At 60.1% G+C, this 26,871-nt stretch carries 28 protein-coding genes; 20 read left to right on the top strand and 8 right to left on the bottom strand.

The genetic code is table 11. The features are described 5' to 3' along the window. The 7 genes from HA46_RS15845 to HA46_RS15815 form a co-directional block, all read left to right on the top strand. On the top strand, positions 1-738 hold a 738-nt coding region (locus tag HA46_RS15845), incomplete at its 5' end, for a cytochrome ubiquinol oxidase subunit I (protein ID WP_143807648.1). A gap of 1 nt (position 739) precedes the next feature. Then, the gene (gene cydB / locus HA46_RS15840; protein WP_033792169.1) at positions 740-1,744 is read left to right on the top strand and encodes a cytochrome d ubiquinol oxidase subunit II; all 1,005 of its coding nucleotides are present in this window, start codon (positions 740-742) and stop codon (positions 1,742-1,744) included. 1 nt (position 1,745) lies between these two features. Then, the gene (locus tag HA46_RS15835; protein WP_065426289.1) at positions 1,746-1,913 is read left to right on the top strand and encodes a DUF2474 domain-containing protein; all 168 of its coding nucleotides are present in this window, start codon (positions 1,746-1,748) and stop codon (positions 1,911-1,913) included. Positions 1,914-2,362: 449 nt separating this feature from the next. Then, on the top strand, positions 2,363-3,229 hold the full coding sequence (locus tag HA46_RS15830) for a helix-turn-helix domain-containing protein (protein WP_033792168.1): 867 nt from the start codon (positions 2,363-2,365) through the stop codon (positions 3,227-3,229). 185 nt (positions 3,230-3,414) lie between these two features. Beyond that, complete coding sequence (locus HA46_RS15825; protein ID WP_033792167.1) at positions 3,415-3,618, top strand: hypothetical protein; 204 nt, start codon at positions 3,415-3,417, stop codon at positions 3,616-3,618. A 228-nt stretch (positions 3,619-3,846) separates the two neighbouring features. Further along, positions 3,847-4,638, top strand: coding sequence for a siderophore-interacting protein (locus HA46_RS15820; protein WP_084885324.1), 792 nt, complete (start codon positions 3,847-3,849; stop codon positions 4,636-4,638). Between the two features lie 81 nt (positions 4,639-4,719). Beyond that, positions 4,720-5,256 (top strand): PadR family transcriptional regulator, encoded by a 537-nt coding sequence (locus HA46_RS15815; protein WP_033792165.1) that lies wholly within the window; start codon positions 4,720-4,722, stop codon positions 5,254-5,256. A gap of 10 nt (positions 5,257-5,266) precedes the next feature. Here HA46_RS15815 and HA46_RS15810 read toward each other — a convergent pair whose 3' ends face one another. After that, positions 5,267-5,554, bottom strand: coding sequence for an Rdx family protein (locus HA46_RS15810; protein ID WP_084885322.1), 288 nt, complete (start codon positions 5,552-5,554; stop codon positions 5,267-5,269). 237 nt (positions 5,555-5,791) lie between these two features. Here HA46_RS15810 and HA46_RS15805 point away from each other — a divergent pair, with 237 nt between their 5' ends. The 6 genes from HA46_RS15805 to HA46_RS15780 all read left to right on the top strand — a co-directional run bounded on the left by HA46_RS15805 (position 5,792) and on the right by HA46_RS15780 (position 12,424). Further along, entirely contained in the window at positions 5,792-8,143 is a 2,352-nt protein-coding gene (locus HA46_RS15805; RefSeq protein ID WP_084885321.1) for a TonB-dependent receptor domain-containing protein, read from the top strand. A 55-nt stretch (positions 8,144-8,198) separates the two neighbouring features. Further along, on the top strand, positions 8,199-9,230 hold the full coding sequence (locus tag HA46_RS15800; RefSeq protein WP_084885319.1) for a hemin-degrading factor: 1,032 nt from the start codon (positions 8,199-8,201) through the stop codon (positions 9,228-9,230). Continuing rightward, positions 9,227-10,051 (top strand): heme/hemin ABC transporter substrate-binding protein, encoded by an 825-nt coding sequence (locus HA46_RS15795; protein ID WP_084885317.1) that lies wholly within the window; start codon positions 9,227-9,229, stop codon positions 10,049-10,051. The genes HA46_RS15800 and HA46_RS15795 overlap by 4 nt, the downstream gene beginning before the upstream one ends. Next, a complete protein-coding gene (locus tag HA46_RS15790; protein ID WP_084885315.1) occupies positions 10,044-11,042 on the top strand; it encodes a FecCD family ABC transporter permease in 999 nt (332 codons plus the stop codon). The genes HA46_RS15795 and HA46_RS15790 overlap by 8 nt, the downstream gene beginning before the upstream one ends. Then, positions 11,039-11,818, top strand: coding sequence for a heme ABC transporter ATP-binding protein (locus HA46_RS15785; protein WP_084885313.1), 780 nt, complete (start codon positions 11,039-11,041; stop codon positions 11,816-11,818). The genes HA46_RS15790 and HA46_RS15785 overlap by 4 nt, the downstream gene beginning before the upstream one ends. A 96-nt stretch (positions 11,819-11,914) precedes the next feature. Next, on the top strand, positions 11,915-12,424 hold the full coding sequence (locus HA46_RS15780; RefSeq protein ID WP_084885311.1) for a CinA family protein: 510 nt from the start codon (positions 11,915-11,917) through the stop codon (positions 12,422-12,424). On the opposite strand, the gene acuI is transcribed toward HA46_RS15780, so the two are convergent. Next, positions 12,421-13,404 (bottom strand): acrylyl-CoA reductase (NADPH), encoded by a 984-nt coding sequence (acuI, locus tag HA46_RS15775; RefSeq protein WP_084885309.1) that lies wholly within the window; start codon positions 13,402-13,404, stop codon positions 12,421-12,423. The genes HA46_RS15780 and acuI overlap by 4 nt on opposite strands. A gap of 576 nt (positions 13,405-13,980) precedes the next feature. Between acuI and HA46_RS15770 the strand changes: the two genes are divergently transcribed. Further along, complete coding sequence (locus HA46_RS15770) at positions 13,981-16,134, top strand: ornithine decarboxylase (protein ID WP_084885307.1); 2,154 nt, start codon at positions 13,981-13,983, stop codon at positions 16,132-16,134. Positions 16,135-16,886: 752 nt separating this feature from the next. Here HA46_RS15770 and mltC read toward each other — a convergent pair. Genes mltC through mutY form a run of 3 tightly spaced genes read right to left on the bottom strand, consistent with a single transcriptional unit; the run spans position 16,887 to position 19,381 of the window. Beyond that, positions 16,887-17,966 carry a membrane-bound lytic murein transglycosylase MltC gene (gene mltC, locus HA46_RS15765; protein ID WP_084885306.1) on the bottom strand — a complete coding sequence of 360 codons (1,080 nt, stop codon included), beginning with the start codon at positions 17,964-17,966 and terminating at the stop codon, positions 16,887-16,889. Between the two features lie 57 nt (positions 17,967-18,023). Continuing rightward, the gene (locus tag HA46_RS15760) at positions 18,024-18,296 is read right to left on the bottom strand and encodes an oxidative damage protection protein (protein WP_084885304.1); all 273 of its coding nucleotides are present in this window, start codon (positions 18,294-18,296) and stop codon (positions 18,024-18,026) included. Further along, positions 18,296-19,381 (bottom strand): A/G-specific adenine glycosylase, encoded by a 1,086-nt coding sequence (gene mutY, locus HA46_RS15755; RefSeq protein WP_033792152.1) that lies wholly within the window; start codon positions 19,379-19,381, stop codon positions 18,296-18,298. Before mutY ends, HA46_RS15760 begins: the two co-directional genes overlap by 1 nt. 155 nt (positions 19,382-19,536) lie before the next feature. Between mutY and trmB the strand changes: the two genes are divergently transcribed. The 3 genes from trmB to HA46_RS15740 all read left to right on the top strand — a co-directional run bounded on the left by trmB (position 19,537) and on the right by HA46_RS15740 (position 21,494). Continuing rightward, entirely contained in the window at positions 19,537-20,256 is a 720-nt protein-coding gene (trmB, locus tag HA46_RS15750; RefSeq protein ID WP_033792151.1) for a tRNA (guanosine(46)-N7)-methyltransferase TrmB, read from the top strand. Continuing rightward, a complete protein-coding gene (locus HA46_RS15745; RefSeq protein ID WP_033792150.1) occupies positions 20,256-20,582 on the top strand; it encodes a YggL family protein in 327 nt (108 codons plus the stop codon). Before trmB ends, HA46_RS15745 begins: the two co-directional genes overlap by 1 nt. 198 nt (positions 20,583-20,780) lie before the next feature. Next, a complete protein-coding gene (locus HA46_RS15740) occupies positions 20,781-21,494 on the top strand; it encodes a YggN family protein (protein WP_084885302.1) in 714 nt (237 codons plus the stop codon). 42 nt (positions 21,495-21,536) lie between these two features. Here HA46_RS15740 and HA46_RS15735 read toward each other — a convergent pair whose 3' ends face one another. The 3 genes from HA46_RS15735 to cspE form a co-directional block, all read right to left on the bottom strand. Further along, on the bottom strand, positions 21,537-21,782 hold the full coding sequence (locus HA46_RS15735; protein WP_033792148.1) for a DUF2543 family protein: 246 nt from the start codon (positions 21,780-21,782) through the stop codon (positions 21,537-21,539). A gap of 52 nt (positions 21,783-21,834) precedes the next feature. Further along, positions 21,835-22,311 (bottom strand): cold-shock protein, encoded by a 477-nt coding sequence (locus HA46_RS15730; RefSeq protein ID WP_033792147.1) that lies wholly within the window; start codon positions 22,309-22,311, stop codon positions 21,835-21,837. Positions 22,312-22,569: 258 nt separating this feature from the next. After that, positions 22,570-22,782, bottom strand: coding sequence for a transcription antiterminator/RNA stability regulator CspE (gene cspE / locus HA46_RS15725; protein WP_023479762.1), 213 nt, complete (start codon positions 22,780-22,782; stop codon positions 22,570-22,572). Positions 22,783-23,191: 409 nt separating this feature from the next. On the opposite strand from cspE, the gene HA46_RS15720 reads away from it, so the two are divergent. The 3 genes from HA46_RS15720 to HA46_RS15710 all read left to right on the top strand — a co-directional run bounded on the left by HA46_RS15720 (position 23,192) and on the right by HA46_RS15710 (position 26,803). Then, positions 23,192-24,850 carry an ATP-binding protein gene (locus tag HA46_RS15720; protein WP_084885300.1) on the top strand — a complete coding sequence of 553 codons (1,659 nt, stop codon included), beginning with the start codon at positions 23,192-23,194 and terminating at the stop codon, positions 24,848-24,850. Beyond that, on the top strand, positions 24,837-25,538 hold the full coding sequence (locus tag HA46_RS15715) for a response regulator (RefSeq protein ID WP_033792145.1): 702 nt from the start codon (positions 24,837-24,839) through the stop codon (positions 25,536-25,538). The genes HA46_RS15720 and HA46_RS15715 overlap by 14 nt, the downstream gene beginning before the upstream one ends. A 176-nt stretch (positions 25,539-25,714) precedes the next feature. Continuing rightward, a complete protein-coding gene (locus HA46_RS15710) occupies positions 25,715-26,803 on the top strand; it encodes an ABC transporter substrate-binding protein (RefSeq protein ID WP_084885298.1) in 1,089 nt (362 codons plus the stop codon). The last annotated feature ends 68 nt before the right edge of the window (positions 26,804-26,871 follow it).

Here is a 26,871-nt window from a genome sequence, read left to right as displayed (position 1 = left end):
GTCGCGCCGATTCAGGCGATGATCGGCGATGCGCACGGTCTGAATACCCTTGAGCATCAGCCGGCGAAGATCGCCGCGATTGAAGGCCACTGGGAAAACCCGCCGGGCGAAGCGACGCCGCTGATCCTGTTCGGTATCCCGGATATGGATGAAGAGCGCACCAAATATGCGGTGGAAATTCCTTATCTCGGCAGTTTGATTCTGACGCACAGCCTCGATAAGCAGGTGCCGGCGCTGAAGACTTTCCCGAAAGAGGATCGTCCTAACTCACTGATTATATTCTGGTCTTTCCGCGTGATGGTGGCGATGGGGCTGCTGATGATTACGCTCGGCGTGGTCAGCCTGTGGCTGCGCTATAAAGGCCGTCTCTATCAGTCGCGTCCGTTCCTGTGGTTTGCTTTGCTGATGGGGCCGTCTGGCTTGATCGCGCTGCTGGCGGGCTGGTTCACCACGGAAATCGGCCGTCAGCCATGGGTAGTTTACGGCGTGCAGCGCACTATCGACGCGGTTTCAGGTCATGGCGATCTGCATATGAGCATCAGCCTGCTGGCCTTTATCGCGGTCTACTCCGCGGTGTTTGGCGTGGGTTACGTCTATATGGTGCGCTTGATTAAGAAAGGCCCGCTTACCGGCGAAGGCAAGGATGTGCGTCACGGCGGTCCAGGCCACGGCAAGACGCCGGCTCGTCCGCTCTCTGCGGCCCATGAAAGTCTGAACGATCCGCAGGAGGGAAAATAAAATGATTGATTTTTCCATTATCTGGTTCGCGATTATTGTTTTCGCCACCCTGATGTATATCGTCATGGACGGTTTCGATCTCGGTATCGGGCTGCTGTTTCCCTTTAATAAGGACGCCGTCGAGCGCGACATGATGGTCAATACCGTCGCGCCGGTCTGGGACGGCAACGAAACCTGGCTGGTGCTGGGCGGCGCGGGCCTCTATGGCGCCTTCCCGCTGGCCTATTCGGTGATTGCCGATGCGCTCTCTATCCCGCTGACGGCGATGCTGATCGGCCTGATCTTCCGCGGCGTCGCCTTCGAGTTCCGCTTTAAGGCGACCGAGACGCACCGCGCATTCTGGGATAAGTCGTTCGTTGCAGGTTCGGTGCTTGCGACCTTTAGCCAGGGCGTGGCGGTCGGCGCGATGCTCGACGGCATCAAGGTGACGGGCCGTCATTTCAGCGGCTCGGCGATGGACTGGCTGGCGCCGTTCCCGCTGTTCTGCGGCGTGGGTCTGGTTATCGCCTATGCGCTGCTGGGCTGTACCTGGCTGATTATGAAAACCGAGAACGAGCTGCATCGTAAGATGTCCGCGCTGGCGACGCCGCTGGTGATCGCGCTGCTGGTGGTTGTCGGCATTATCAGCCTCTGGACGCCGTTCAGCCATGACGCCATCGCGCAGCGCTGGTTTACCCGTCCAAACCTTTACTGGTTCCTGCCGGTTCCGGCGCTGGTGCTGCTCTGCTCGTGGGGCATTGTGCGCGCCATTAAGCGCGAGGCGCACTATTCGCCGTTCCTGCTGACGCTGGCGCTGATTTTCCTCGGCTTCTCTGGCCTGGGTATTAGCGTGTGGCCGAATATTATTCCGCCTTCGGTGACTATCTGGCAGGCGGCGTCGCCGGCGATTAGCCAGGCCTTTATGCTGGTGGGCAGCTTGTTGATTATTCCGATGATCCTGGGCTACACCTTCTGGAGCTACTACGTGTTCCGCGGGAAAATCAAAGCAGACGAAGGATACCATTGATATGCGAACCGAGGTCGGCAGCGTGAAAAACCACAAAGAACCCAAAGCCCCGTTGTGGAAACGCATTCTGTGGCTGGTGGTGATCTATGGAGCAAGCGTGCTGGCGCTCGGCGTCGTGGCTACGTTGTTCCGGATGATGATGACAGCGGCAGGAATGCGCAGCCACTAGCGGTTTCTGGTTGATAATTTGAAGGCTGGCTCTGCCAGCCTTTTTTTATGCTGGTGTGAGTATCGGAGTGGATGCGGATGGCATGGACCGAAGAGCATCCGGGGTTTTAGCCTTGTAAAAACCGCACAGATATTGAAACGCGGATGGCATGGCCCGAAGAGCAAAGCGTCCCGCGACAGGGATGTCGCGGGCCGAGCGAGCAGGGATGCGTAAAGCGACTTTGCGATCGGGCCATGCCATCCGCGTCTGCACCAGCACCGCACCATCACCATCATCCATAATAAGAAGGCCAGCTTTGCCAGCCTGTTCTGTTTGGTTATCAGGCTAAGCATTAAATGCCTTTTCTCCGCGCTTTGCTTACGCTTCCTTTACCCTTCCTTACATGCGTAAGACGTTTTTGTTATGATTATGTGACTAATCTCGCAATACTTTCTACGATCCGCACCGAAATGCTCAGCCTGAACGTTAAAAAACAGTACATCAGCGATCTGGTGGACTGGATTGAGGCGAATCTGACCGACGATCTCAATATCGATCTGATTACCCTGAAATCCGGCTACTCCAAATGGCACATGCAGCGCATGTTCAAAGAGATGACCGGCCAGACGCTGGCGGCCTATACGCGTAAGCGTCGCCTGACCATGTCCGCTATGGCGCTGCGCCTGACCCGCATGCCGCTGATCGACATCGCGGTGCGTTTTGGCTTTGATAACCAGCAGAACTTCACGCGGGTTTTCAAAAGCCACTTCTCGCTAACGCCGGGCGCCTTCCGCCGCGTGCCTGACCTGCAGCTGCAAAGCTTCCACGGGCCTATTTCCGTATATGGCGAAATGATGCAGGCGCAGCTGGTGGAGCGCGAGGAGCTGCAGCTGCGCGGCGAACTGATCGAGTGGGAGTGCAAATTCGGCGACTACGTGCGCGACCATGCGCACACTGTCGCGCAGCAGGCGCGCCACTTCGTGCAGCTGGCCGCGCCCCACGTCGAGCGCGGCTGGCTCGGCTTTCAGTACGGTCCGGGCAGCTCGGCGGCAGAGCAGCAGCATATTAGCCTGTTCCAGGCGCTGGAGAGCCAGCACGCCGACATTTTGGGATCGCAAATCGTCAACTGGACCTCGGCGCGCGGCCTCTACGCCTCTTTTTCCTGGCAGGGCGCGCCCGAGCAGCTGACGCGCTTTATTGCCGATCTCTATTACGTGCATCTGCCCGCGCTGGGCGTCGCGCGCCGTCAGGGTAAAGATCTGCTGCGGCTCGATATGAAAGCCTCGACGCCGGATGCGCTGGTGGGGCGCTTCTCGATACCGGTCGTCCAGAGCTGAAAACGGCTTTTCGTGCGGTGAAACGTGACAAACCGCACGATTTTATAAAATAGATGCGTTTTGTAGCGTAAAATTCCTGCCTTAACCCGACAGCCATGCGGATATCGTGCATTTGGCCTGCCGGACTGGATATTCATCTGCCTTTCAGGTTCTTTCCGAACCAGACAGTTAAAACGACGACAACCATGAAACTTTCTACGCTGTTCCTTGTTACGGCGCTTGCTGCGTTGCCGATTTTCGCCAGCGCCCAAATGGCTGAACCCTTTACGCCGCCTGCCGGCCTGCACCCGCATGCCCAGCCGACCCAGCACGAAATCCTGGGCGACAATGCGCTGCCGCAGCAGTCGCAAAAACAGTTCAGCTCAGACGTTTTAAACGACAACGTCTGATTGCCACGCGCGCCTGTCCGGCGCGCCTTCGCTTTATCCCTTCCTTTACCGCTGCGCAGGCGTTTGCCCGCGCAGGTATTCGGCTGCGCAAAAACAGCACGATCGATCCTTGCGCGTAAGATATATCATGAGTAATCTGAGCGTCTCAAATGAGAATCATTTCTAAAATATCTCACGTACCGACGTTTGCAGCCGACGGCGCTGGCCAGCTGCGTAACAGGAGAACTTATGCATTCCGACAACCGAGCCTCCCGCAGCCGCGCGCCGCAGCGCGTGCGCAATGAACTGCGTTTCCGTCGCATCAGCGTTGCCAGCAAAACGCTCATCGCCGGTGAATTCTGGCGCGTGGTGTTTCACGGCAGCGATCTGGCGGGCTTCGCTTCACCCGGCTTTGACGACCATATCAAACTCTTTTTCCCGCAGGGGAGCGGCGCAGAGCTGCCGCTGCCGCAGATGACCGACGAAGGCGTGGTCTGGCCGGACGGCGCGCGTCCGCCGGCGCGCGACTATACGCCGCTCGCCTTTGACGGCGAATCATCGCTGACCATCGATTTCTATATTCATGAAGGCGGCGTCGCCAGCGGCTGGGCGCAGCAGGCGCAAGAAGGCGATCGGTTAATCATCGGCGGCCCGCGCGGCTCGCTGGTGGTACCGACCGACTACGCGTTTCAGCTCTATGTCTGCGACGAGACCAGCCTGCCGGCCTTCGGGCGCCGCGTGGCGGCTGCCGAGGCAAAGGATCTGCATCTGTTCGCCTGTGTGGATGAGGCGACCGGCCGCGACTACCTGCCCGATCTGGCCGGCGTGAATGTGCGCTGGCTCGGCAGCGGCGCCGCGCAGTCGGGTAAGCTTGAGGCGCTAATCGCCGAGCTGGATAGCATCCAGCTGCCGCAGGAGGATTACTTTATCTGGCTGACCGGCGAAGGCGCGTTCGCGAAAGCGCTCGGCGACTACTTTGTCGAGCAACGCGGCCTGGATGCCGCCTTTGTGCGCGCCGTCGCTTACTGGCACGCTAAATAGGCCGCCGCCGCCGCCCGTGTTGAATTTTGCCAGGCGGCGGACTACTATCATCCTCCCGTAAAAACTCCCTTCAGGCAGGCGATGAAACAGGATCCGGCTTTCTCGTGTCACCAGGATTCCGCTGCGCGCGGTGAATGCGGCGGTCGTCGCAAACGTCGTGAGAAAATGCTGGATGCCAGCGATATCCGCCTGTTAATGCTGCACTTCCTCGCGCAAAACGATGCGCACGGCTATGAACTGATCAAGTCGATCGAAGAGCTGTCCAAAGGGGAATATTCTCCCAGCCCCGGCATTATTTACCCCAACCTGACGCTGCTGGAAGAGATGGACGCTATCCGCGTGGTGGACGCGCAGGCGTCGCGCAAGGCTTATACCTTGAATGCGGCAGGACGCGCGCGGCTGGCTGAACAGCAGGCGCATATCGCGCACCTTATCGAGCGTCTCTCGTCGCTGGCGGTGCTGGTGAACAACCGCAGCCTGCCCGACGTCGATCGGGCGATTCATCGCATACGCACCACGCTCAATAGCCGCCTGTCGCAGCAAGATCTCTCGGCGGAAACGCTGGAAAAGGTGGTCGACGCGCTGAACGCCGCGGCGGATAAAATCGCCGCCAGCTAACGCCGCTGCCTCAGGGCTTCTTCTTGTCTACATGACCCAGCGACCGCTCCGGGAAGCAGAGATCGCGCACGCGCTGCTTCAGCGCCGCCGCATCGGGAAAACCGCCGTCGCGCTTACGCTCCCAGATCGTCTCGTTATCGAGGGTAATGACGAAAACGCCGCCGGTGCCCGGTTTGAGCGTCACCGCCGCCAGATCCTCCGCAAAAGTTTGCAGCAGCTCCTGCGCCATCCAGGCGGAGCGCAGCAGCCAGTTACACTGCGTGCAGTAGTGAATGGTCACAGACGGTTTCCCACTCATAGGGTTTTCCGTAGCGAAAAGAGAAGGGCGCACGTCGCAGCTTGGCAATTTGTGCGGTGTAAGATACATCTTACTTTAAAGCTAGTTGATAATGATTACCACTTACATTACATTTCTCGCGAAATTATTCCTATAAAAAATGATGTTTCCCTTTACGGTTTTATGTGCGAAGCCGGAATTTAGCGACTGACAGCAAGTAAGTGAGCAAATACTAACAATCAAAAGGTATTTGCGCTTATGTCTTTAATGTTTCAGGGATTGACCCAACAGCGTCTGTGTAAAATCGCGCTGCTCGCCTCGTCTGTTCACGCCGCCTGCGGCTACGCCGCCAGCGATTCGCCTCTGGTTGACTCGACCAGCAGCGATGCGGTAATGACCGTTACCGCGCCGAAGCCCAAAGCGGGCAATAAAACCACCCTGACCGCAGCCGATCTGCAAAAGCGCGGCGCGAACGACTTCGGCTCCATCATGCGCTATGAGCCGCTGATCGCCGCCACCGGCTCGGCGGGCGGCTCTTCTTCGGGCAAAAGCGGCTTCGACCGCGCAGGCTACAGCGGCTACAACATTCGCGGTCTTGAGAGCAATCGCGTCGGACTCGACGTTGACGGCATTCCGCTGCCGGACGCCACCGGCCGCGCCTATGCCAGCCGCGCCGGCAACAATACCTTCGGCATCGGCCGCGGCGACTATATCGATCCCTATATGTTCGGCAGCATCGAGATTGAGAAGGGCGCGACTGCGGTCGATCAGCCTAACGCCGCTATCGGCGGCAACGTCTCTTTCCATAACAAAAGCGCCGACGACTACCTGAGCAGCGGCAAAACCACGTACTTCGGTTATCAGAGCAACTACGACTCCGCCAACCGCGGCTGGCACAACGGCATTACGGCGGCGGCGGGCGACGACGAGCTGCGCGGGCTGTTTGTCTACAGCCGTCGCGACGGCCAGGAAACCCAAAACAACAGCGGCGTGAAAGAGGCGTATCCGGCCAACTGGCACTCCGACGCCTTTATGACTTCAGGCATCTGGCAGCCGAACGATCGGCACAAGCTGAGCGCCACCTTCGATTATTACCACAAAACCAACCACACCCATTACGACGGCTGGGATACCTCCGGCAACACCATCTGGGGCACCGCGCGCCAGCAGAGCGACACGCGGCGCTTCGGCGTCAGCCTGGCGGACGAGTGGACGCCCTATAACGACCTGCTCGATACGCTGACCACGCGGCTCTACTGGCAGAAAACCGAATCGCACGACAATACGTTTATGCCGGGCAGCGCCAGTGCGTATGAAAGGGTCTATTCAGATTACAACACCGATAGCCTGGGCTTCGACACGCGCGCCAGTAAAATTGTCGGCCGCCATGAGCTCAGCGCCGGCGTCAACGCCCATACGGAAAACAGCGAGCGCCCGTTCCGCCAGTCGCCTGCCCCGAGCCAGACCAGCGTGATTATGCAGCCGCAGGCCGACAGCCGCAGCTACACCGTCGCGGGTTACCTGCAGGACAAAATCAATTTTGACGCCGACGGCCATAACGTCGCGGTTATTTCCGGCGTGCGCGTGATGTATCAGAACACCAAACCGCGCAACCTCGCCAGCCTCGCCGCCGGCAGCAGCGTGCTGACCGACGCGCAGCTGGAAACGCTGTACGGATCCGGCAACAGCGATACCGTGGTGCTGCCGTCGCTCACCTTCCAGTACGACCTGACGCCAGCGCTCACCACTTATCTGCAGTACAAGCGCGGCGTGCAATTCCCGACCGGCAGCCAGCTTTACGGCTCCTGGAATCTTGGATCCAGCTACGCAGGGCGCGCCCAGTACGCGCTGATCGGCAATGCGGATCTTGATACGGAGTCCAGCAATAATTTTGAATGGGGTCTGAAAGGCGAGCCGGTGAAAGGCGTGACGGTCAACACCTCGCTGTTCTACAACCAGTACAAAAACTTTATCGCCTATACGCGCTACACCCGTGCCGGCAATCCCGATAAGTTCGTCAACGTGCCGGGCAACATCTATACCGCCTATCAGGCGGAGAACCGCGACAAAGCCTATATCTACGGCGCTGAGCTGGCGACCCGCATCAACTTCGGCAGCTGGTTCCAGCCGGTCGACGGACTGAGCGCCAGCTTCGCGCTGGGCTATAACGAAGGGAAGTCGAAGTCGAGCTACGCAGGCGACAAATATGTCGATCTCGACAGCGTCGCGCCGCTGAAGGCGATTGTCGGCCTGGCGTGGGACGACGCGCAGCGCGGCTATGGCGCGGCCGTGACCGCGACCTTCGTGAAAGGCAAGCGCGCCACCGAGACCGGCCGCGAAAGCTACAGCAACAGCGGCGCGGCGCTTGCTGACGCCGCCGGCGAGTATATGCGCGTGCCGGGTTATGGCATGGTGGATGCAACGGCCTACTGGCAGGTGGCGAAAAACGTCCGGCTGAGCGGCGGCGTCTATAACCTGACCGACCGCAAATACTGGGACTACACCAGCAGCCGCGAGCTGACCAGCGACACGGCGCAGGATCGCAACGACGTGGCGCTGGCGGTGATGCCGGGCCGGACGTACCAGCTGGGCGTCAACGTCGATTTCTAATCACTGGAACGCCCTGCGCAGGCGCAGGGCGCATCTCTTAGGGGAGCAAGGCGCAATGAATTCACTGTGGCAGCACTACCAGACGCTGAAAAGCCGTCATCCGGAAAAATACGCGCGCGAGCTGGCTGCGCTAATGGGCATCATCGAAGCGGAGCTGTGCGCAGCGCGCGTCGGGCAGGAGGCGCAGCCGCTAAAGCCGCAGTTTCGCGAGCTATTGCCAGCGCTGGAGGCGGTGGGCGAAACGAAAAGCATCACCCGCAATGAATATGCGGTGCATGAGCATCTTGGCCTTTACCAGAACCTGAAGCTGGGCGATCACGCCGGGCTGGTGCTGAATCCGCGCGCTCTCGACCTGCGCTTCTTCCTCAGCCAGTGGCGCAGCGCTTTCTTTCTGCAGGAGCAGAGCGCGCGCGGCGCGCGGCAGAGCATTCAGATCTTCGACCGTCACGGCGACGCGGTGCTGAAAATCTACGCCACCGATCGCACCGATATGGCGGCCTGGCAGGCGCTGATCGCACGCTTTATCGACGACGCGCCCGCCGCGCTGCACGTCGAGCCGGCGCCGGCGGCGAGCTTCGCTCAGCATATCGACGCCGCCGCCATCGACAGCGAGTGGCGTGCCATGACCGACGTGCATCAGTTTTTCGCGCTGCTGAAACGCCATAACGTTTCGCGCCCGCAGGCGTTTCGCGCGGCGGGCAACGATCTGGCGTGGCGCGTGGATAACGACGCGCTGGCGCGCCTGCTGACGCTGGCGCAGCGAGACGGCAATGAAATTATGATCTTCGTCGGCAACCGCGGCTGCACCCAGATCTTTACCGGCGCGGTGGAAAAAACGGCGACGATGGAGAAGTGGCTCAACCTGTTTAATACGCGCTTCACGCTGCACCTGATGGCGGAACGCATCCACGAAAGCTGGGTGACGCGCAAACCGACCGGCGACGGCTTCGTCACCAGCCTGGAGCTGTTTGCGGCCGACGGCACGCAGATCGCCCAGCTCTACGGCCAGCGCAGCGAAGGCACGCCGGAGCAGGCGCGCTGGCGCGAGCAGATAACCTCGCTGAGCGCGGCGGGAGAAGCCGTATGAAAGGGGTGATCGCCGGGTTAATGCTGCTGCTGACGCTGCCTTCGCTGGCGGCGGAGCGCGTGATCGCTATCGGCGGCGACGTCACGCAGATCGTGTATGCGCTGGGCGCGCAGCAGGCGCTGGTGGCGCGCGACAGCACCAGCCAGCATCCGGCGCTGGCGAAGCGGCTGCCGGATATCGGCTACATGCGTCAGCTCAACGCCGAGGGCATTCTGGCGCTGAAGCCGACGCTGGTGCTGAGCAGCGAGCTGGCGAAACCGTCGCTGGCGCTGCGGCAGGTCGCCCAGGCTGGCGTCAGGGTGGTGGAGATCACCGGCGAGAACAGCCTGGAGGCGATTCCCAAAAAGATCGCCGCCATCGGGAAGGCGCTGCACCGCGATGAAGAGGCGCAGGCGCTGGCGCAGCAGATTAACCGCACGCTGGCGGCGCTGCCGAAGCGGCCGCTGCCGGTGAAGGTGCTGTTTATTATGGCGCACAGCGGCATGAAGTCGCTGGCGGCGGGTAGCGATACCGCCGCCGACGGCGCCATCCGCAGCGCGGGCCTGATCAACGCCATGGCGGCGGTGCCGCACTATCAGCCGCTGTCGCAGGAGGGCGTCATCGCCGCCGCGCCGGATCTGGTGGTGATCGGCGACGATGGCCTGAAAACCCTCGGCGACGAAGAGGAGGTATGGCGGTTGCCTGGCCTGGCGCTGACCCCGGCGGGCCAGCATAAAAACCTGCTGGCGATCGATGAAATGGCGCTGCTCGGTTTCGGCCTGGATACGCCAGGCGCCATCGTCAAGCTGCGCAAAGCGGCCGAAGCGGCGCGGCATGAGTAGTATTGCCGCGCCGCGCTGGCTGGCGCTGATGCTGATGAGCATGCTGGTGGCGATGGCGCTGGCGGCTAATCTCGGCGCGATGACGCTGTCGCCGCGCACGCTGTGGCAGGCGCCGCTCAGCGATATGGTCTGGCAGATCTGGCTGCATATCCGGCTGCCGCGCGTGCTGCTGGCGGTGCTGATCGGCATGGCGCTGGCGGTTTCCGGCGCGGTGATGCAGGGGCTGTTTCGCAATCCGCTCGCCGATCCCGGCCTGCTCGGCATCAGCAGCGGCGCAGGGCTGGCGGTAGCGATCGCTCTTCTTCTGCCGCTGACGCTGCCCCCGCTGCTGGCGCTCTGGCTGCCGACCCTGGCGGCCTTTCTCGGCAGCCTGGCGGTGATGGTGCTGATCTTCAGCCTCAGCCAGCGAGCGCAGGGCAGCCTGGCGCGTCTGCTGCTGGTGGGTGTTGCCATCAACGCGCTGTGCGGCGCGGCCGCAGGCGTGCTCTCGTGGCTCAGTAACGACCAGCAGCTGCGTCAGCTTTCGCTGTGGGGCATGGGCAGCCTGAGCCAGGCGCAGTGGCCAGTGCTGGCGGTCTGCGCCGCCTTTATCCTGCCGGCGCTGCTGCTGACGCAGCGACGCGCGCGCCATCTTAACCTGCTGCAGCTGGGCGAAGAGGATGCGCACTATATGGGGCTTGACGTCAGGCGTACCCAGCGGCAGCTGCTGACGCTGAGCGCGCTGCTGGTGGGCGCGGCGGTGTCGGTCAGCGGCATTATCGGCTTCGTAGGCCTGGTGGTGCCGCACGTGATGCGCTTCTGTCTCGGCAGCGACCATCGCTGGATGCTGCCCGGTTCGGCGCTGGCGGGCGCGATCCTGCTGCTGCTGGCGGATACCCTGGCGCGCACCCTCATGGTGCCCGCCGAGATGCCGGTAGGACTGTTGACCAGCCTGCTGGGCGGCCCCTGGTTTCTCTGGCAGATCCTGCGCCAGCAGCGAGGAGTGGAATAATGGATCGATTAGAGGCGCGCAGCCTGCGCTATGCGCGCGGCGGACGGATGCTGATCGACGCGCTGGATCTGTCGCTGGCGTCGGGCGAGCTGGTGGCGCTGATTGGCCCGAACGGCGCGGGAAAATCGACGCTGCTGCGGATGCTGACCGGCTTTCTGACGCCCGATGAGGGGGAGTGTCGGCTGGGCGATCGTCCCTTAGCGGCCTGGCCGCGCGCGCGGCTGGCGCAGCGGCGCGCGGTGATGCGCCAGCAGAATCCGGTCGCCTTTGCGCTGCCCGCCGCCGACGTGGTGGCGATGGGCCGCGCGCCCTGGCCTGCCGCAGGCGCAGCGGCCATCGTCGAGGAGGTGATGGCGCTAACCGGCTGCAGCGAGCTGGCCGGACGCGACTATCGGCAGCTTTCCGGCGGCGAACAGCAGCGCGTGCAGCTGGCGCGCGTGCTGGCGCAGCTCTGGCGCGACGGGGCGCCGCGCGGCTGGCTGTTTCTCGACGAGCCGACCTCGGCGCTCGATCTCTACTGGCAGCAGAGGACGCTGCGGCTGCTGCACCAGCTGTCGCGCCAGAGCGACTTCGGGGTTTGCGCCGTGCTGCACGATCTCAACCTGGCCGCGCTCTGGGCAGATCGCATTCTGCTGCTGCATCAGGGCACGCTGGTGGCGCAGGGCTCGCCGCAGGCGGTGATGACCGAGACGACGCTGACGCGCTGGTATCGGGCGGACCTGCGCGTCTCCGCTCATCCTGAAAGCGGCAGCCCGACGATCCAGCTGCGCGCGTAAAGCCGTTTGGCTTACTATTCATAGCGTTAGCGCTTAGCGGCGCGCCGATTTTCGACCATACTTTCTACTCTGAATCACTAAACAGGGAAGCAAAATATGAACGATGCACTAGATCGGGCCGCCGAACAGCTTGGCGAGCGGCTTCTCTCCTCTGAGTGGCGGTTAGCGACCGCCGAGTCCTGCACCGCCGGCCTGATCAGCATGACGCTGGCGAAAGTGGAAAACAGCGGCAACTTCTATACCAGCGGCTTCGTCACCTACAGCGACAATGCGAAAACCCAGCTGCTCGGGGTGCGGCCGGAAACGCTGGAAGCGCATACCGCGGTGAGCGAACAGACGGCGCGCGAGATGGCGATCGGCGCGCGCGAGCGCTCCGGCGAACCGGTCAGCCTGTCGATTACCGGCTACGCGGCACCAGACGGCGGCGAAGACGGCACGCCCGCAGGCACCATTTGGTTTGGCTGGACCTTGCCCGACGGCAGCGTGGCGGCGGAGATGCGGCGCTTCGAGGGCGAACCGAAATCGGTGATGGAGCAGGGCGCGCAGTTCGCGCTGGAGCGTCTTGCGGTGCTGCTGCGCGACGCCGCCCTGCATCAGAACGCTTAACGGCAGTCGACAATCAGGCGGCCGCGCACCTTGCCGTCCAGCAGATCCTGCGCGCCCTGTTTCGCTTCGCTGAGCGGGATCAGCGTCGTAAGCCGGGTGAGAGTGTCGCCGTTCAGCAGTTCACTGAGGCGCTGCCACGCCTGCTGGCGCAGCGGTTTCGGACACATCACGCTGTCGACGCCGGTCAGGGTTACGCCGCGCAAGATAAAGGGCGCGACGCTGGCGGGCAGATCCAGCCCCTGCGCCATGCCGCAGGCGGCGACCACGCCGTCGCGCTGGGTAGCGGCCAGCACGTTGCTCAGCGTATGGCTGCCGACGCTGTCGATGGCCGCCGCCCAGCGCTCTTTCGCCAGCGGCTTGCCGGGCTGCGACAGCTCGCTGCGGTCGATGACAGAATGGGCGCCGAGCGTATCGATCAGATAGCCTTCGTCGCTGGCGCGTCCGCTGGCGGCGATCACCTCAAAGCCCAGGCGCGCCAGCAGGCTGACGCTGAAGCTGCCGACGCCGCCGCTCGCGCCGGTGACCAGCACCGGGCCGCGATCCGGCGTTACGCCCTGTTTCTCAAGCGCCATCACGCACAGCATCGCGGTAAAGCCCGCGGTGCCGATCGCCATCGTCTGCAGCGGACTCAGGGCGGCGGGCACCTCTACCAGCCAGTCGCCAGAGACGCTCGCCTTCTGCGCCAGGCCGCCCCACTGTTTCTCGCCGACGCCCCAGCCGGTCAGCAGCGCCACGTCGTCCAGCCGCCACTCTGGATGGCGGCTGGCGGTAACGCGGCCGACGAAATCGATGCCCGGCACCATCGGGAAGTGACGCACGATCGGGCCTTTATTGCAGATGGCGAGCGCGTCTTTGTAGTTCAGCGTGGAGTAGGCGACGTCGACGGTGACGTCATGGTCGGGCAGCTGGGATTCGTTGAGATCTTTCAGGTTGGTGCGGTAGCCTTGCTCATCATTTTCAATGACTAATGCTTTAAACATGCAGCCTCCGGCAATCAGGAAATGTGCCGGCCAGTCTACTACTCCTCAGCGGGAAGGGGTAGAGAAGGCGCAGAAGCTGACTCAACGCGCGGCTAAATGCATAACCTTTCATAAAGAAAAGATAATTAAGCATTTAGTTAAAGTATTCATGTTTTAATTCATTATTTATCAGTAGATTACATTTGTTTGCTCTTGCAAGGTTATTGATTCGGGCGGGTTGTTCCCGCGCTAAAAAGATGACATGATTGCGCCTCTTTTTGCCTGTTCGTCGAGGATGTCGCTATGGTCGGAACAATGCACAGCCGCACCTGCCTCCGCTCGCTTTGCCCTGTGCGCAAGGCGCTCCTCTCTGCCCGCCGCTTTCAGGCGTTCCCGCGCGCCATGCGGTGAGGCCAGCTAAACGTTCGCTGTTGGGCATGCGTAAAGACAGACGCGATCTGGCTTTACTGATGTCTATCGGGTGCGGCTTTACCTTTTGCTCCGTCTCCGCTTCCGCCTGACGTTATTCGCCGGGGAATCTTCCCTATTGCCGTGCCTCTGGCACTCACTCATCCTTCACCGTTGGGGATTTGTGTTATGACACCACTGAAAATTGCCGCCAGCGCCGCTGTGGCTCCCAGCCTTACCCTTAATACCGGGCGTGACGTAGTGACGCTGGACAATACCGACTTTACCGACGTGGCGGCAGTGGTCGTCTCGCTGGCCGATACGCGCAGCGGCGTGCTGGCGCTGTTGCGCCATACCGGCTTCAATCTGCCGGTATTTGTCGCCAACGCCTGGGAAGAGGAGGTGCTGCATCTGCCGGGCGTGACCGGCGAGCTGAACGGCTCCGCGCAAGAGTGGGCGGCGCTGGAAGCGGCTGCGGCGGAGTATGAGGCGAACCTGCTGCCGCCGTTTTTCGATACCCTGACGCGCTATGTCGATATGCAGAACAGCACCTTCGCCTGTCCGGGCCATCAGGGCGGGGCGTTTTTCCGTAAGCATCCGGCGGGACGGCAGTTTTACGATTTTTACGGCGAGAACGTTTTTCGCTCCGACATGTGCAACGCCGACGTTAAGCTCGGCGATCTGCTGATCCACGAAGGCTCGGCGAAAGATGCGCAGAAGTTCGCGGCAAAGGTGTTCAACGCGGATAAAACCTACTTCGTGCTGAACGGCACCTCCAGCGCCAACAAAGTGGTGACCAATGCGCTGTTGACGCGCGGCGATCTGGTGCTGTTCGACCGCAATAACCATAAATCGAACCATCACGGCGCGCTGATCCAGGCGGGCGCGACGCCAGTCTATCTGGAAGCGGCGCGTAATCCTTTCGGGTTTATCGGCGGCATCGACGCGCACTGCTTCGACGAGAGCTGGCTGCGCGAGCGGATCAAAGAGGTGGCGCCGCAGCGCGCCGAAGAAGCGCGACCTTTCCGGCTGGCGATTATTCAGCTCGGCACCTACGACGGCACTGTCTATAACGCGCGTCAGGTGGTGGATCGCATCGGACATCTCTGCGACTACATCCTGTTCGACTCCGCGTGGCTCGGCTATGAGCAGTTTATTCCGGTGATGGCCGGCACCTCGCCGCTGACGCTGGAGCTTACCGAGAACGATCCCGGCATTTTCGTCACCCAGTCGGTACATAAGCAGCTGGCTGGCTTTTCGCAGACGTCGCAGATCCACAAAAAAGATAACCATATTCGCGGGCAGAAGCGCTTTTGCCCGCACAAGCGGCTGAATAACGCCTTTATGCTGCACGCTTCTACCAGTCCCTTTTATCCGCTCTTCGCCGCGCTGGACGTTAACGCCAAAATGCATCAGGGCGAAGCGGGCCGCCAGCTGTGGCAGTCGTGCGTGACGCTCGGCATCGAGGCGCGCAAGGCGATCCTCGATCGCTGCGAGATGATTTTGCCGTTTGTGCCGGAGCAGGTTAACGGCATGCGCTGGCAGGATGCGCCCACGGAGACCATCGCCCGCGACAGCCGCTACTTCAGCTTCGAGCCGGAGGCGAAATGGCACGGCTTTGCCGGTTATGCCAAGGATCAGTATCTGGTCGATCCCTGCAAGCTGCTGCTGACGACGCCGGGCATCGACGCGGCGAGCGGCGAATACGCTGACTTCGGCATTCCCGCGACGATTCTGGCGAACTATCTGCGCGAAAACGGCATCGTGCCGGAGAAGTGCGACCTTAACTCTATTCTTTTTCTGCTGACGCCGGCAGAGAGCGCGGAGAAGATGGCGCATCTGGTGGCGATGCTGGCGCAGTTTGAAGAGCGCGTCAGAGAGGATGCGCCGCTGGCGGAGGTGCTGCCGACGATTTATCGCAAAAATCAGGCGCGCTACAAGGGCTATACCCTGCGTCAGCTGTGCCAGGAGATGCACGATCTCTATGTCAGCTTCGACGTGAAGGATCTGCAGAAGACGATGTTCCGCCAGAAGAGTTTCCCGGCGGTGAAGGTGAATCCGCAGGACGCGCATCAGGCTTATATTCGCGGCGACGTCGAGCTGGTGCCGATCGCGCAAGCCGAAGGGCGCATCGCCGCCGAAGGCGCGCTGCCTTATCCGCCAGGCGTGCTCTGCGTGGTGCCGGGCGAGGTGTGGGGCGGCGCGGTACAGCGCTATTTCCTGGCGCTGGAAGAGGGCGTCAACCAGCTGCCGGGCTTCTCGCCGGAGCTGCAGGGCGTTTATACCGAGGATGACGGGCAGGGGCGTCTGCAGCTGGTGGCGAATATGATGGTGGAGCGGTAGCGGACCCTGCCTGACGGGTGATTTGCCTGCTGCGCAGGCGGGCTCTGAGCGGGTTTCGTTCGCCTGACCGCGAGGCAGTTTCATTCCGCCCGCTGCGGGCGACCGAGCAGGGCCGGTGGGCGCCGGCCCTGCACCCGCGCCCCGGGCCAGCTCACCCGCCCGCTGCGCGGGTCCCTTCGCTCTCTCAGGATTTCTGACGGACCGCGCAGGACAGGCCGTCCTGGCCTGGCCCGCGCTTTCGGCGACGTCCTGTCGCCTCATCCTGAAATCCTTCCTCCGCTCAGCGGCTGCGATGGCCCCCAAAAACCCCCCGCTGCAAATCCTGATTCCTGAAGGCGCAACGTCGTCGCTGAAAACATGCGTTATGCGCTCAGACGTCGCTGTCGTTAATGAAAACCAAGGAAATTACAGGCGGGGCAGTCAGAGGCATCCGACACGCTGAGGCGCGCACGGCGGTCAGGACGAGCCGACAGGACGTCGGCGAGAGCGCGGCATGAGACAGGATGTCGAATCCGCGCGGTCCGTGCGGCCGACGTAAGCAACGAAGGCACCGCGCGGAGCGCGGCGTGGAGGCTGCCGGAAGCCGGGATTGTTAAGGGGCTGGCGAGTCCCTTAACACGCACGCCGGCAGCGGAGCGGCTGAAACTCCCCGACGCCTGGCGGGCGGAACCCGCTCAGAGCCCGTTCGCGCAGCGAACCTAACCCCCGGCGGGCGGAACCCGCTCAGCGCCGCCTGCGCAGCAGACACCCTGTCAATAACGGCGATAGCTGCGCTGCGCCGTACTCACCTTATACAGATAGCGCCGCGACTCCGCAGACGGATGCTGCGTCGTCAGCGTGGTATAAACCTGGCTCGGCGACATATTGTTAATGGCGTTGAAGGCGCGATCCTTATCGCTGGAGAAGACGCGCAGCACGCTGCCCGCACCGCCGTTATAGGCGGTAATCACCGCATAGCGCCGCGACACCGGATCCTGAATCCCGCCCAGATAGCTCTTCTGCAACAGCGAAAGATAGGCGGTACCCGCATCGATATTGTTCTCGGGATCGAGCAGGTAGCTGCGGCTCGGCTTGCCCCACTTGCCCTTCATGCGGAATACATCGACGCCTGCGGTATGCTGCACCACCTGCATCAGCCCCAGCGCGTCGGAATGGCTGACCGCATAGGGGTTGAAGCTCGACTCGGTCTGCATAATCGCCAGAATCAACGACGCGTCGACGCCGTACTGCTCGGCGGCCTTACGCACTATCGGCAGATATTTGTGCGCACGCTTGTCGAGGTGGTTAGGCACCATCGGAATGGTCACCGAGTAGATGACATGCAGGCCGGAAACGCGACGCTGCAGTTTATTTTGCAGCAGGTAATCGGCGAAGTTGCCCGCACGGCCCTGCCAGCGAATCGGCTGGCCCGTGTTGTCCAGCACCTGGCCGTAGAGCAGCGGCTCTTTACTGATGACGATATCGTTGGCGTCGGAATAAAGATCGACATTGCCCGGATCGTCGCCGATCAGCAGCGTGGTCACGATCGCCTGGCGCAGGCTGGCCATCGGATCGGTACCGGAAATGGTTTCGATAGTGATATTGCCGCTTTCGAAGTTGATATGGCTGCGGGTGTAATAGTTGTCGCTGTATTTGACGTAATCTTTCGGTCCGGCGATCAGGACTTCGTTGATACCCCAAATGTTCTCGATGTTATGCGCAAACTGGCCCATTAAAATATCGAAGCCGTTGGTGTCCTTTACCCACTCTTCGTGATACTGCGAAGACTTCTTTCCTGAGCAGGAGACCAAAAGGGGCGCGATCACCAGCAGTGCGAGTAATTTCTTATTCATTGTAAATACGTGCCTGACCCGGAAAAGAGAGGGGCCTCAACGCTGAGGCCCTAAAATTTATGCTTCTGGCGGCGTATAGCCTTCGATGTGGACCTCTTTGCCTTCAAACAGGAAATTCACCATCTCCTTCTCCAGCACTTTGCGGTCTTCCGGATTCATCATGTTGAGCTTTTTCTCGTTGATCAACATGGTCTGTTTGGTCATCCACTTCTGCCAGGCTTCTTTCGAGATCTCATTGTAGATGCGCTTGCCCAGTTCGCCCGGATAGAGCTGGAAATCCTGCCCTTCGGCGTCGCGCTGTAGAAACGTACAAAAAATCGTGCGGCTCATTACTTTTCCTCTTCAATCTCATGCCGGTGCAGGGCCAGCTGTTGCGGGTGACGTAGCTCGTGCAGTAGCCGCTCAACCGGCGCCGCAAGCCCCACTGACGGCGGCTGGGCTAAGTTATACCAGAGACCGCCGGGTTCATCCATCGCCGCCCCGACAGATGGCCACGATAGCCACATTGGCACGATATCCAGATGGAAATGGCTGAAGGTATGACGAAACGCGGTGAGCTGCTGCGGCTTCGCAGCGATGCCGCGCGCCTGCAGCCAGTCGTGCAGCGCATCCTCTGTCGTGAACTGCGGGAAGCAGAACAGACCGCCCCATAATCCCACCGGCGGACGCTGCTCTAGCCAGACATCATCGCCATCCTGCAACAGCAGAAACCAGCCGCTGCGCTCCGGCAGGATCTGCTTCGGCTTTTTGCCGGGATAGCTCGCCTGGCTATTGTTGGCGTAGGCGATACAGCCGCTGTTAAGCGGACAGATGTCGCATTTGGGTTTCGAACGGGTACAGACCAGCGCGCCGAGATCCATCATCGCCTGGTTGAACTGGCTGACGCCCTCTGCCGGCGTGACGGTTTCGCTGATTTCCCACAGCCGCTTCTCGACATCCTTTTTACCCGGCCAGCCGCCGACCGCGTAGCAGCGGGCCAGCACGCGCTTTACGTTGCCGTCTAGAATGGGGAAGTGCTGGCCAAGCGACAGCGACAGCACCGCCCCTGCGGTCGAGCGTCCGACGCCGGGCAGCGCCGCGACGTCGTCGAAGTTGCGCGGAAACTCGCCCTGATGCCGATCGGCGATCTGCTTCGCCGCCTTATGCAGGTTGCGCGCGCGGGCGTAATAGCCGAGCCCGGTCCAGAGGTGCAGCACCTCGTCGAGCGGTGCGGCGGCCAGATCGGCGACGGTGGGAAAGCGCGCCATAAAGCGTTCGAAATAGGGAATAACGGTGGCGACCTGGGTCTGCTGCAGCATCACTTCAGAGAGCCACACCTTATAAGGCGTTTTCTCCTGCTGCCACGGCAGGGTCTTGCGGCCAAAGCGCTGATACCAGTCCAGCACCTGTTGCGCGAACTGCGGCGCTTGCATCATAAGAAGGAAATTTTCCGTGATTACTCTACACTCAGGCAGGCATTCCAGCACAGGCGCGGCCCCGGTGTAAACCTGAAGATCGCAAGGGCTTGCTTCTGCTAATTAACTTTGCATAATGCGCCTTTCCCCAAACAGGCTACTCAGCAGGCTACAACATGATTAATGACGTCATCACTCCGGAATTTGATGAGAACGGGCGGCCGCTGCGCCGTATACGCAGTTTTGTGCGCCGCCAGGGGCGTCTGACCAAAGGGCAGCAGCTGGCGCTCGACCAATACTGGCCGGAGATGGGCGTTGAGTTTCAACCCGAGCCGCTGGATTTGAGTCAACTGTTTGGCCGCGACGCGCCGGTGGTGCTGGAGATCGGCTTCGGCATGGGCGCGTCGCTGGTGACCATGGCGCAGAATAATCCGCAGCAGAACTTTCTCGGTATCGAAGTTCACGCGCCGGGCGTGGGCGCCTGTCTCGCCTCCGCGAAAGAGGCGAACGTCGAGAACCTGCGCGTGATGTGCCACGACGCGGTGGAAGTGCTGGAGAAGATGATCCCGGATAACTCGCTGCGGATGGTGCAGCTTTTCTTCCCCGATCCCTGGCATAAAGCGCGCCACAACAAGCGTCGCATCGTGCAGACGCCTTTCGCCGAACTGGTGATGCGCAAGCTGAAGCTGGGCGGGGTGTTCCATATGGCGACCGACTGGGAAGCCTACGCCGAACATATGCTGGAAGTGATGAACGGCATCGACGGCTATAAAAACCAGTCGGAAACGCAGGATTACGTGCCGCGTCCGGAGACGCGTCCACTGACCAAATTTGAGCAGCGCGGGCAGCGACTGGGCCACGGCGTTTGGGACTTAATGTTTGAGAGGATTAAATAATGGCCACACATCGCAGCCGCCGTTTACGTAAAAAACTGCATCTCGACGAATTTCAGGAGCTGGGTTTTTCGGTTGCCTGGCGCTTTGCCGACGGCACCACGGAACAGCAAATTGATAAAACCGTCGACGACTTTATCAACGAAGTCATCGCGCCGAACGGCCTGGCCTATGACGGCAGTGGCTATCTGGTGTGGGAAGGGTTGGTTTGCCTGCAGAAGACCGGCAAGTGCACCGACGAGCACCGCGAGCTGGTGCGTAAGTGGCTGGAAGATCGTCAGCTGAGTGATGTGCAGGTTACCGAACTTTTCGACGTCTGGTGGGACTAATATTTTTATCCGGCGTTGAGTCCGCTTCAGGCTGGCTTACTTGCGCTACCGACGCCGGGCAGTGCTCGCCTTCCTCACGTACTTCAGTACGCTCCGGAGGCTGTGCGCTGGCCGTCGCCAGTATCGCTGCGCCGCCGACGCCTGACCCTTCAACAGCGGAAAGGCGATTACACGGAATAAGTTTCGTTGGGAGAGATTATGGTTCGTAAAACGCTTATCGCCGCGCTGCTGCTGGCAGCGACGCAGGCGCAGGCTGCCTGGGAGTGCAGCGTTAAACCGCAGGATGACGTGGTGATTAAGCCGCAAAGCGTGCAGGTGGTCGGCGCAAACGGCAACCTGGAGATCTCCCCGCAGGGCGATGTGCGGCTCAACGGCCAGAAAGTGGCGGTGAACAACGCGCAGCGTCAGCAGGCTATCGACTACCAGAATGCGCTGCGCCGCGATCTGCCGTGGATAGATACCGGCGCCTCGTCGCGCCTGGAGAAAGGCCGCATCGCGCTGGATAAGGTCATCGTCGAGAAGCTCGGCGCCGACAGCAACGTGCGCAACCGCCTCACCACGCTCAACGGTCAGCTGAAGCAGCAGATGAACCGTATTATCGAACACCGCGACGACGGCCTGACCTTTCACCATCAGGCGATCGACCAGGTGCGCGCCGACGGCGAACGTCTGGTGCAGAGCACCATGGGCGGCGTGCTGCAGGACAGCCTGAATGAGATGGGCAGCAAGCAGGCGAGCGGCAGCAATCCGCTGCAGGCGATCATGGGCAACCTGGGCGGGCTACAGCAGTCGATCCAGGCGGAGTGGAGCAATCAAGAGCAGGATTTCAAAAACTTCGGACAGGAAGTCTGTAACCGCGTGATTAGCCTTGAAGATCAGCGCAAGAAGCTGGTCGGCAGCGTGAAGTCGTAAAGAAGGCGGCGCGCTTGCTGATTTCAGGCGCGCCTTGCGGGATTACTCGTTGCCCCACTGATTAAGAAACTCAGCGATCTCGTCAATACGCTGCGCGTCGATGCCCGCTTCCACAGCCATTTCATGCTGCGCTTCTTCGCTGATTTCCTCATTATTCATCAGGCGCGTGATCAGCAGCTGGAAATAGCGCGCCAGCGAATCGCGTTCCGATTCGTCTACCGGCTTGTCGCTCTCCGTCGCATACTCATCCGCAACGTCGTAGTATCTGATTGGTATTTCATCGTTCATAAAGAATCTCCAGGGTAACGCCTGTTGTACTTTCGGGACTGTCTGCCGTATCTCAGACTTTAAGCATTTTCGCCGTGGCATCGACGTCGATCTCATCTTCCGAGAAGATCAGCGTCGTTCCCTGGAAAGTGGTGATCGCCAGCTTTCTCACCGTGCGCATTTCGCCAGGCCTGGCTTCGGTTTTCGGCCGGATGTTATTCAGCAGCGAACCCACAGAGAGCACGGTGTTCTCTTTATCGATGCGGCTATCCGCCGGCACCTCTTCGCTGAAGACCACGAAAGATTTGATTGCGGTGAGCTTGATGCGCTCGCCGGCGATAAAGATATATTTGCTCTCCGGCATTACCTTCACAGCATAAGCTGACAGCCCCTTGCTGTTGGTGGTGGGTTCGAAGGTCACCGCCGCATTCTTTTTGATTAGCTCAGGGTTGGCGACCTTGATCACGTGAAAATAGCGATTGTCGCCGTTCTCATCTTTGATAAATCCAAAACCTTTGTCCTGAAACCAGGTTGTGATCGTTCCGTTCATCGCCGTTACCGCCTGTTTAATCGTTAATCTACTCAGTTTTTGCAGCGCGCAGTGTAATGCACAATGGCAGTGCCGACTACGGCTTTGGGTAAGTGTGGCTGATAAATTTAACGGGTGCGAGGAGAGCGCGGGCCGCTCAAGGGGAGACCGATATGAAAAAACCCGCACAGGGCGGGTTTTTTCATTATCAGCGGCAGCTTAGCCGCTCAGGCTTGCGCCTTCATCGCTGTTGTAAGCGTCGCTGATAACAGACGCGTCTTACAGCGCGGTGACGTTGCCGGCAGCAGGGCCTTTAGCACCATTTTCGATGGTGAAAGAGACTTTCTGGCCTTCGTCGAGGGTTTTGTAGCTGTCGCTCTGGATTGCAGAGAAGTGTACGAATACATCTTTGCTGCCGTCGTCCGGAGTGATGAAGCCGAAACCTTTGTCAGAGTTGAACCATTTTACTAAACCAGTCATTTTGTTAGACATAGATATTTCCTTAATTTATGAGCCACTAAAAGCGGCGAAGATGGCCTGAGAATTACTTATGGGGCGCTTAGGAGGAGCTCACGAAGAAGGGTATCTTTGGATAACACTTGAACTGAGGACTGCTTTACTAAAACTGCTTTCATAAGGTCTGTATTCCAAACCGATGGCGCTATTAAGCCACAGCGCATGAGGTTTGGCAACATTTATATTAATTTATTTTAACCACTTATACACCTGGACGGCTGTATGGACAGAGGCAGCGGCTGACGTGCCCCTCAATGCAGCGATTCAGCCGTCTCGCTGAGATGGTAGCCAGTTCACAACTCTGGGCTTAGCCAGCCGCTGGCCGCCTGTGCCCATGCTAGTCTTGCCTGATGCCGCGCACCCGCTCCTCTATTTAACAGGTTGTATGAAACGCAGACTGCCTTTTCAGGTAAAGCTCTTCCTCTCGCTGGTGCTGTTTTCCTGCCTGCTGCTGGCGCTGCAGGGCGCGATCCTGTTTCATTTTATCGACCGGCAACTGCATCACGATCTGGGGCAGCGCGCGCGAGTGCAGGCGAGCGAAATCGCGCTGATGCCCGGCCTGGCGGAGAAGGTGGCGAGCCGCGATATCGCCGCCATTGCGCGTCTGATCCAGCCGCTGCGCGAGCAAAGCGACGCGAGCTATATCGTGATAGGCGACGCGCGCGAGCAGCATCTCTATCATTCTGAATCGCCCGAACGCCTTAATTTGCCGCTAATTGGCGGCGATAATGCCGAGGTGCTGCAGGGGAAAACCATTATTTCGGTGCGTAAGGGCGGCATCGGCGTATCGCTGCGCAGCAAAGCCCCCATTTTTGATGCCCGCCATCAGGTGATCGGCATCGTCTCGGTTGGTTATCTCACCTCCTATATCGCCAACATCAACGTCAGCCTGCTGTGGCAGGCGAGCCTCTACGGCCTGGCGCTGCTGGTTTTGCTGTTTATTTTTTCATGGGCTTTTAGCCGCAACCTCAAAAAGCAGATGTTCTGGCTGGAGCCGAAAGATATCGCGCTGCTGGTGCTGCAGCAAAAAGCGCTGCTCGAGGCGATGTATGAGGGGGTCTTCGCCGTTAACGCAGAAAAGCAGCTGATCTTAATCAATCGCGCCGCCAGGGAGCTGCTGGAGATCGATCGCAGCGAGAGCGAACTGCTGGGCAAGCCGCTGCATGAGGTGATGCAGATCCATCCCGCTTTTCTCAGCCAGAGCGGCGGACAAGCGAGCGAGGGCCGGCACGATCAGATCACCGTCCTGAATCAGCGTCAGGTAATCGTCAACCGGGTTACTATCGATCTTGAACCTGGCGTGCCGGGCGGCTGGGTCTGCAGCTTCCGCGATAAAAACGACATCAACACCCTGAGCAGCCAGTTGAGCCAGGTAAAGCGCTATGCGGATAATTTGCGCATTATGCGCCATGAACAGCTCAACTGGACCGCCACGCTGGTGGGGCTGCTGCAGATGCAGCGCTACGAGGATGCGATGCGTTATATTCAGGCGCAGTCCGCCGGCGCGCAGCAGGTGCTCGATTTCGTCTCGGCACGCTTTACTTCGCCGGCGCTGTGCGGGCTGCTGCTGGGAAAATATGTCAGCGCCCGTGAAAAAGGGGTGGAGCTTAAGTTCGATCCCGCCTGTCAGCTCATGCGCATCCCCGCGACCATTAGCGAAACCGCGCTGATGTCAGTGGTAGGCAACGTGCTGGATAACGCCGTAGACGCTACGCTCAAGGTGAAAAAACCTGCTCCTCCGGTGGAGCTCTATATTTCCGATCGCAATCAGGAGCTGTTGATCGAAGTGGCCGATCAGGGCTGCGGCGTGGACGAACAGCTGAAACCGCATCTGTTCGAGCAGGGCGTAACCAGCAAGCCCTTCAGCGGCGACGATCCGCTCGGCTCGGAGCACGGCATCGGACTCTATCTGGCGGCGGGATACGTTCATCAGGCGGGCGGCAGCATCGAAATCAACGACAACGCGCCGCAGGGAACGATTTTCACCATTTTTATTCCGTTCCCGTCCGCCGCTTCGACAGGAATTTCTCATGAACAACGCTAAGCCGCTCAAAGTCGTGATTGTGGAAGATGAGCCGCACCTCGCCGATTTGCACCGCGAGTTTATCGAGCAGCATTTCCATCTGCGCGTGGCGGGCATCGCGGCCACGCTGGAGCAGGCGCGCCAGCTGATCGAGCAGCATCAGCCGCGGCTGGTGCTGCTCGACAACTATTTGCCGGACGGGCAGGGCGTCACGCTGATCGACGACCCGCTGCTGAAGCGTTTTGACTGTTCCGTGATCTTTATTACCGCCGCGAGCGATATGCAGACCTGTAGCCACGCGATGCGCAGCGGCGCGCTGGACTATCTGCTCAAGCCGGTCTTTTTTCACCGCCTGCGCGCCTCGCTGGAACGCTTTATGCTGCTGGTGCAGACGATGCGCCAGATGACCAATGTGGACCAGCATGCCCTGGACAAGCTGTTCAACCTGCCGACCAGCGACGCGCCGCCCGCGCCGTCGACTAAAGGCATCGAGTCTCTGACCCTGACGCGAGTTAAACGCTTTTTCAGCGATGCGCCTGACCGCAGCTGGTCGGTGGAGCAGGTGGTAGAGAGCGTCGGGATCAGTAAAACCACCGGCCGCCGTTATCTGGAGTATTGCGTGGAGATCGGCTTTATCAGCGTCGAAATGCAGTACGGCAACATCGGGCATCCGCGCCGACTCTATCGCAAAATGAGCGGCCTGCAATAGTGTGATCGCGCGCAATAAGGGCGCGCGGCCTCTACGTGGTTTTAATGGTGTTAATCGCCGAAAAAACGCCGATAATCACACTTCGCGAAGATAACGCCCGGGCACCTCTTGTCTGGCGGACCCAATCGACTATGTTGACCCTTAGTTCCCAAAGTGTAACTAAAAGGTTAAATATAATGTCGAAAAACTATCCTCTTACTCTGGTTGCCGCGACCGTATTTGTCTCCTGTTCCGCCTTCTCCGCACCGCCACAGGGGTATCCGGCGGACTACCAGGGCGTTATCGACGCCGCGACCAAAGAAGGCAAAGTCGTGGTCTATTCCACCACCGACACCAAAGCCGCAGGGCCGCTGATCAAGGGGTTCGAGGCCACCTATCCCGGTATCAAAGTCGAATATAACGACATGAACAGCACCGAGCTGTACAACCGCTTTATCAGCGAGCAGGCCTCCGGCGGCACCAGCGGCGACGTGGTCTGGAGCTCCTCCATGGATACCGGTCTGAAGCTGGCGACCGACTACGCCCAGGAGTATCAGTCGCCCGAGCTCGCTCAGCTGCCGAAGTGGTCGGTGTGGAAAAACCGCGCGTACGGCACCACCTACGAGCCGGTGGTGATTATCTATAACAAGCGGCTGATCCCGGCTGGCGAGGTGCCCGATTCGCACGCCGCGCTGGCGAAGCTGATCGCCAGCCAGACGGACAAATTCAAGAGCAAGGTCACCACCTACGATATTGAAAAATCGGGGCTGGGCTTCATGCTGTCGGTACAGGATTCGAAGGCCGATCCAGACTATTTTAAAACCCTTGCCGAAGTGGCGAAGGGCGGCTTAGCGGTGCAGTCCTCTACCGGCACCATGATGGAGAGGGTTTCTTCTGGCGAAAACCTGATCGGCTTCAATATTCTCGGCTCCTACGCTGAAGCCCGCGCCAAAACCGATCCTTCGCTGGGCATCTCTTATCCGAAGGATTACACGCTGGTGCTGTCGCGCGTCTCCTTTATCAGCCAGCAGGCCCAGAACAGCCATGCGGCAAAGCTGTGGCTCGATTACGTCCTCTCTGAAAAAGGGCAAACCATTCTGGCGAATCAGGCCGACATTCCCTCGCTGCGTAACGATATTGAAGGCAAAAACGATATCGACGGCCTGACCAAAATGTTAGGCAATGCGCTGAAGCCTATCCCGGTAGACGAAAGCCTGCTGGAGTACCTGCAGCCGAAAAAACGTCTGGATTACATCAAGCAGTGGCGCGCAGCCGCCGGTAAATAACGGCAGTTCGGAAGCGCGGCCCGCTGCGTCGCGCTTCTCTTTCCTAAGATTTCGCCATTCAGGGTCTC

Source organism: Pantoea septica (genome assembly GCF_002095575.1).
GTDB classification, from domain to species: Bacteria; Pseudomonadota; Gammaproteobacteria; order Enterobacterales; family Enterobacteriaceae; genus Pantoea; species Pantoea septica.
Note: the sequence above shows the minus strand (reverse complement) of the source record. Positions and strands in the feature narration are given on the sequence as shown.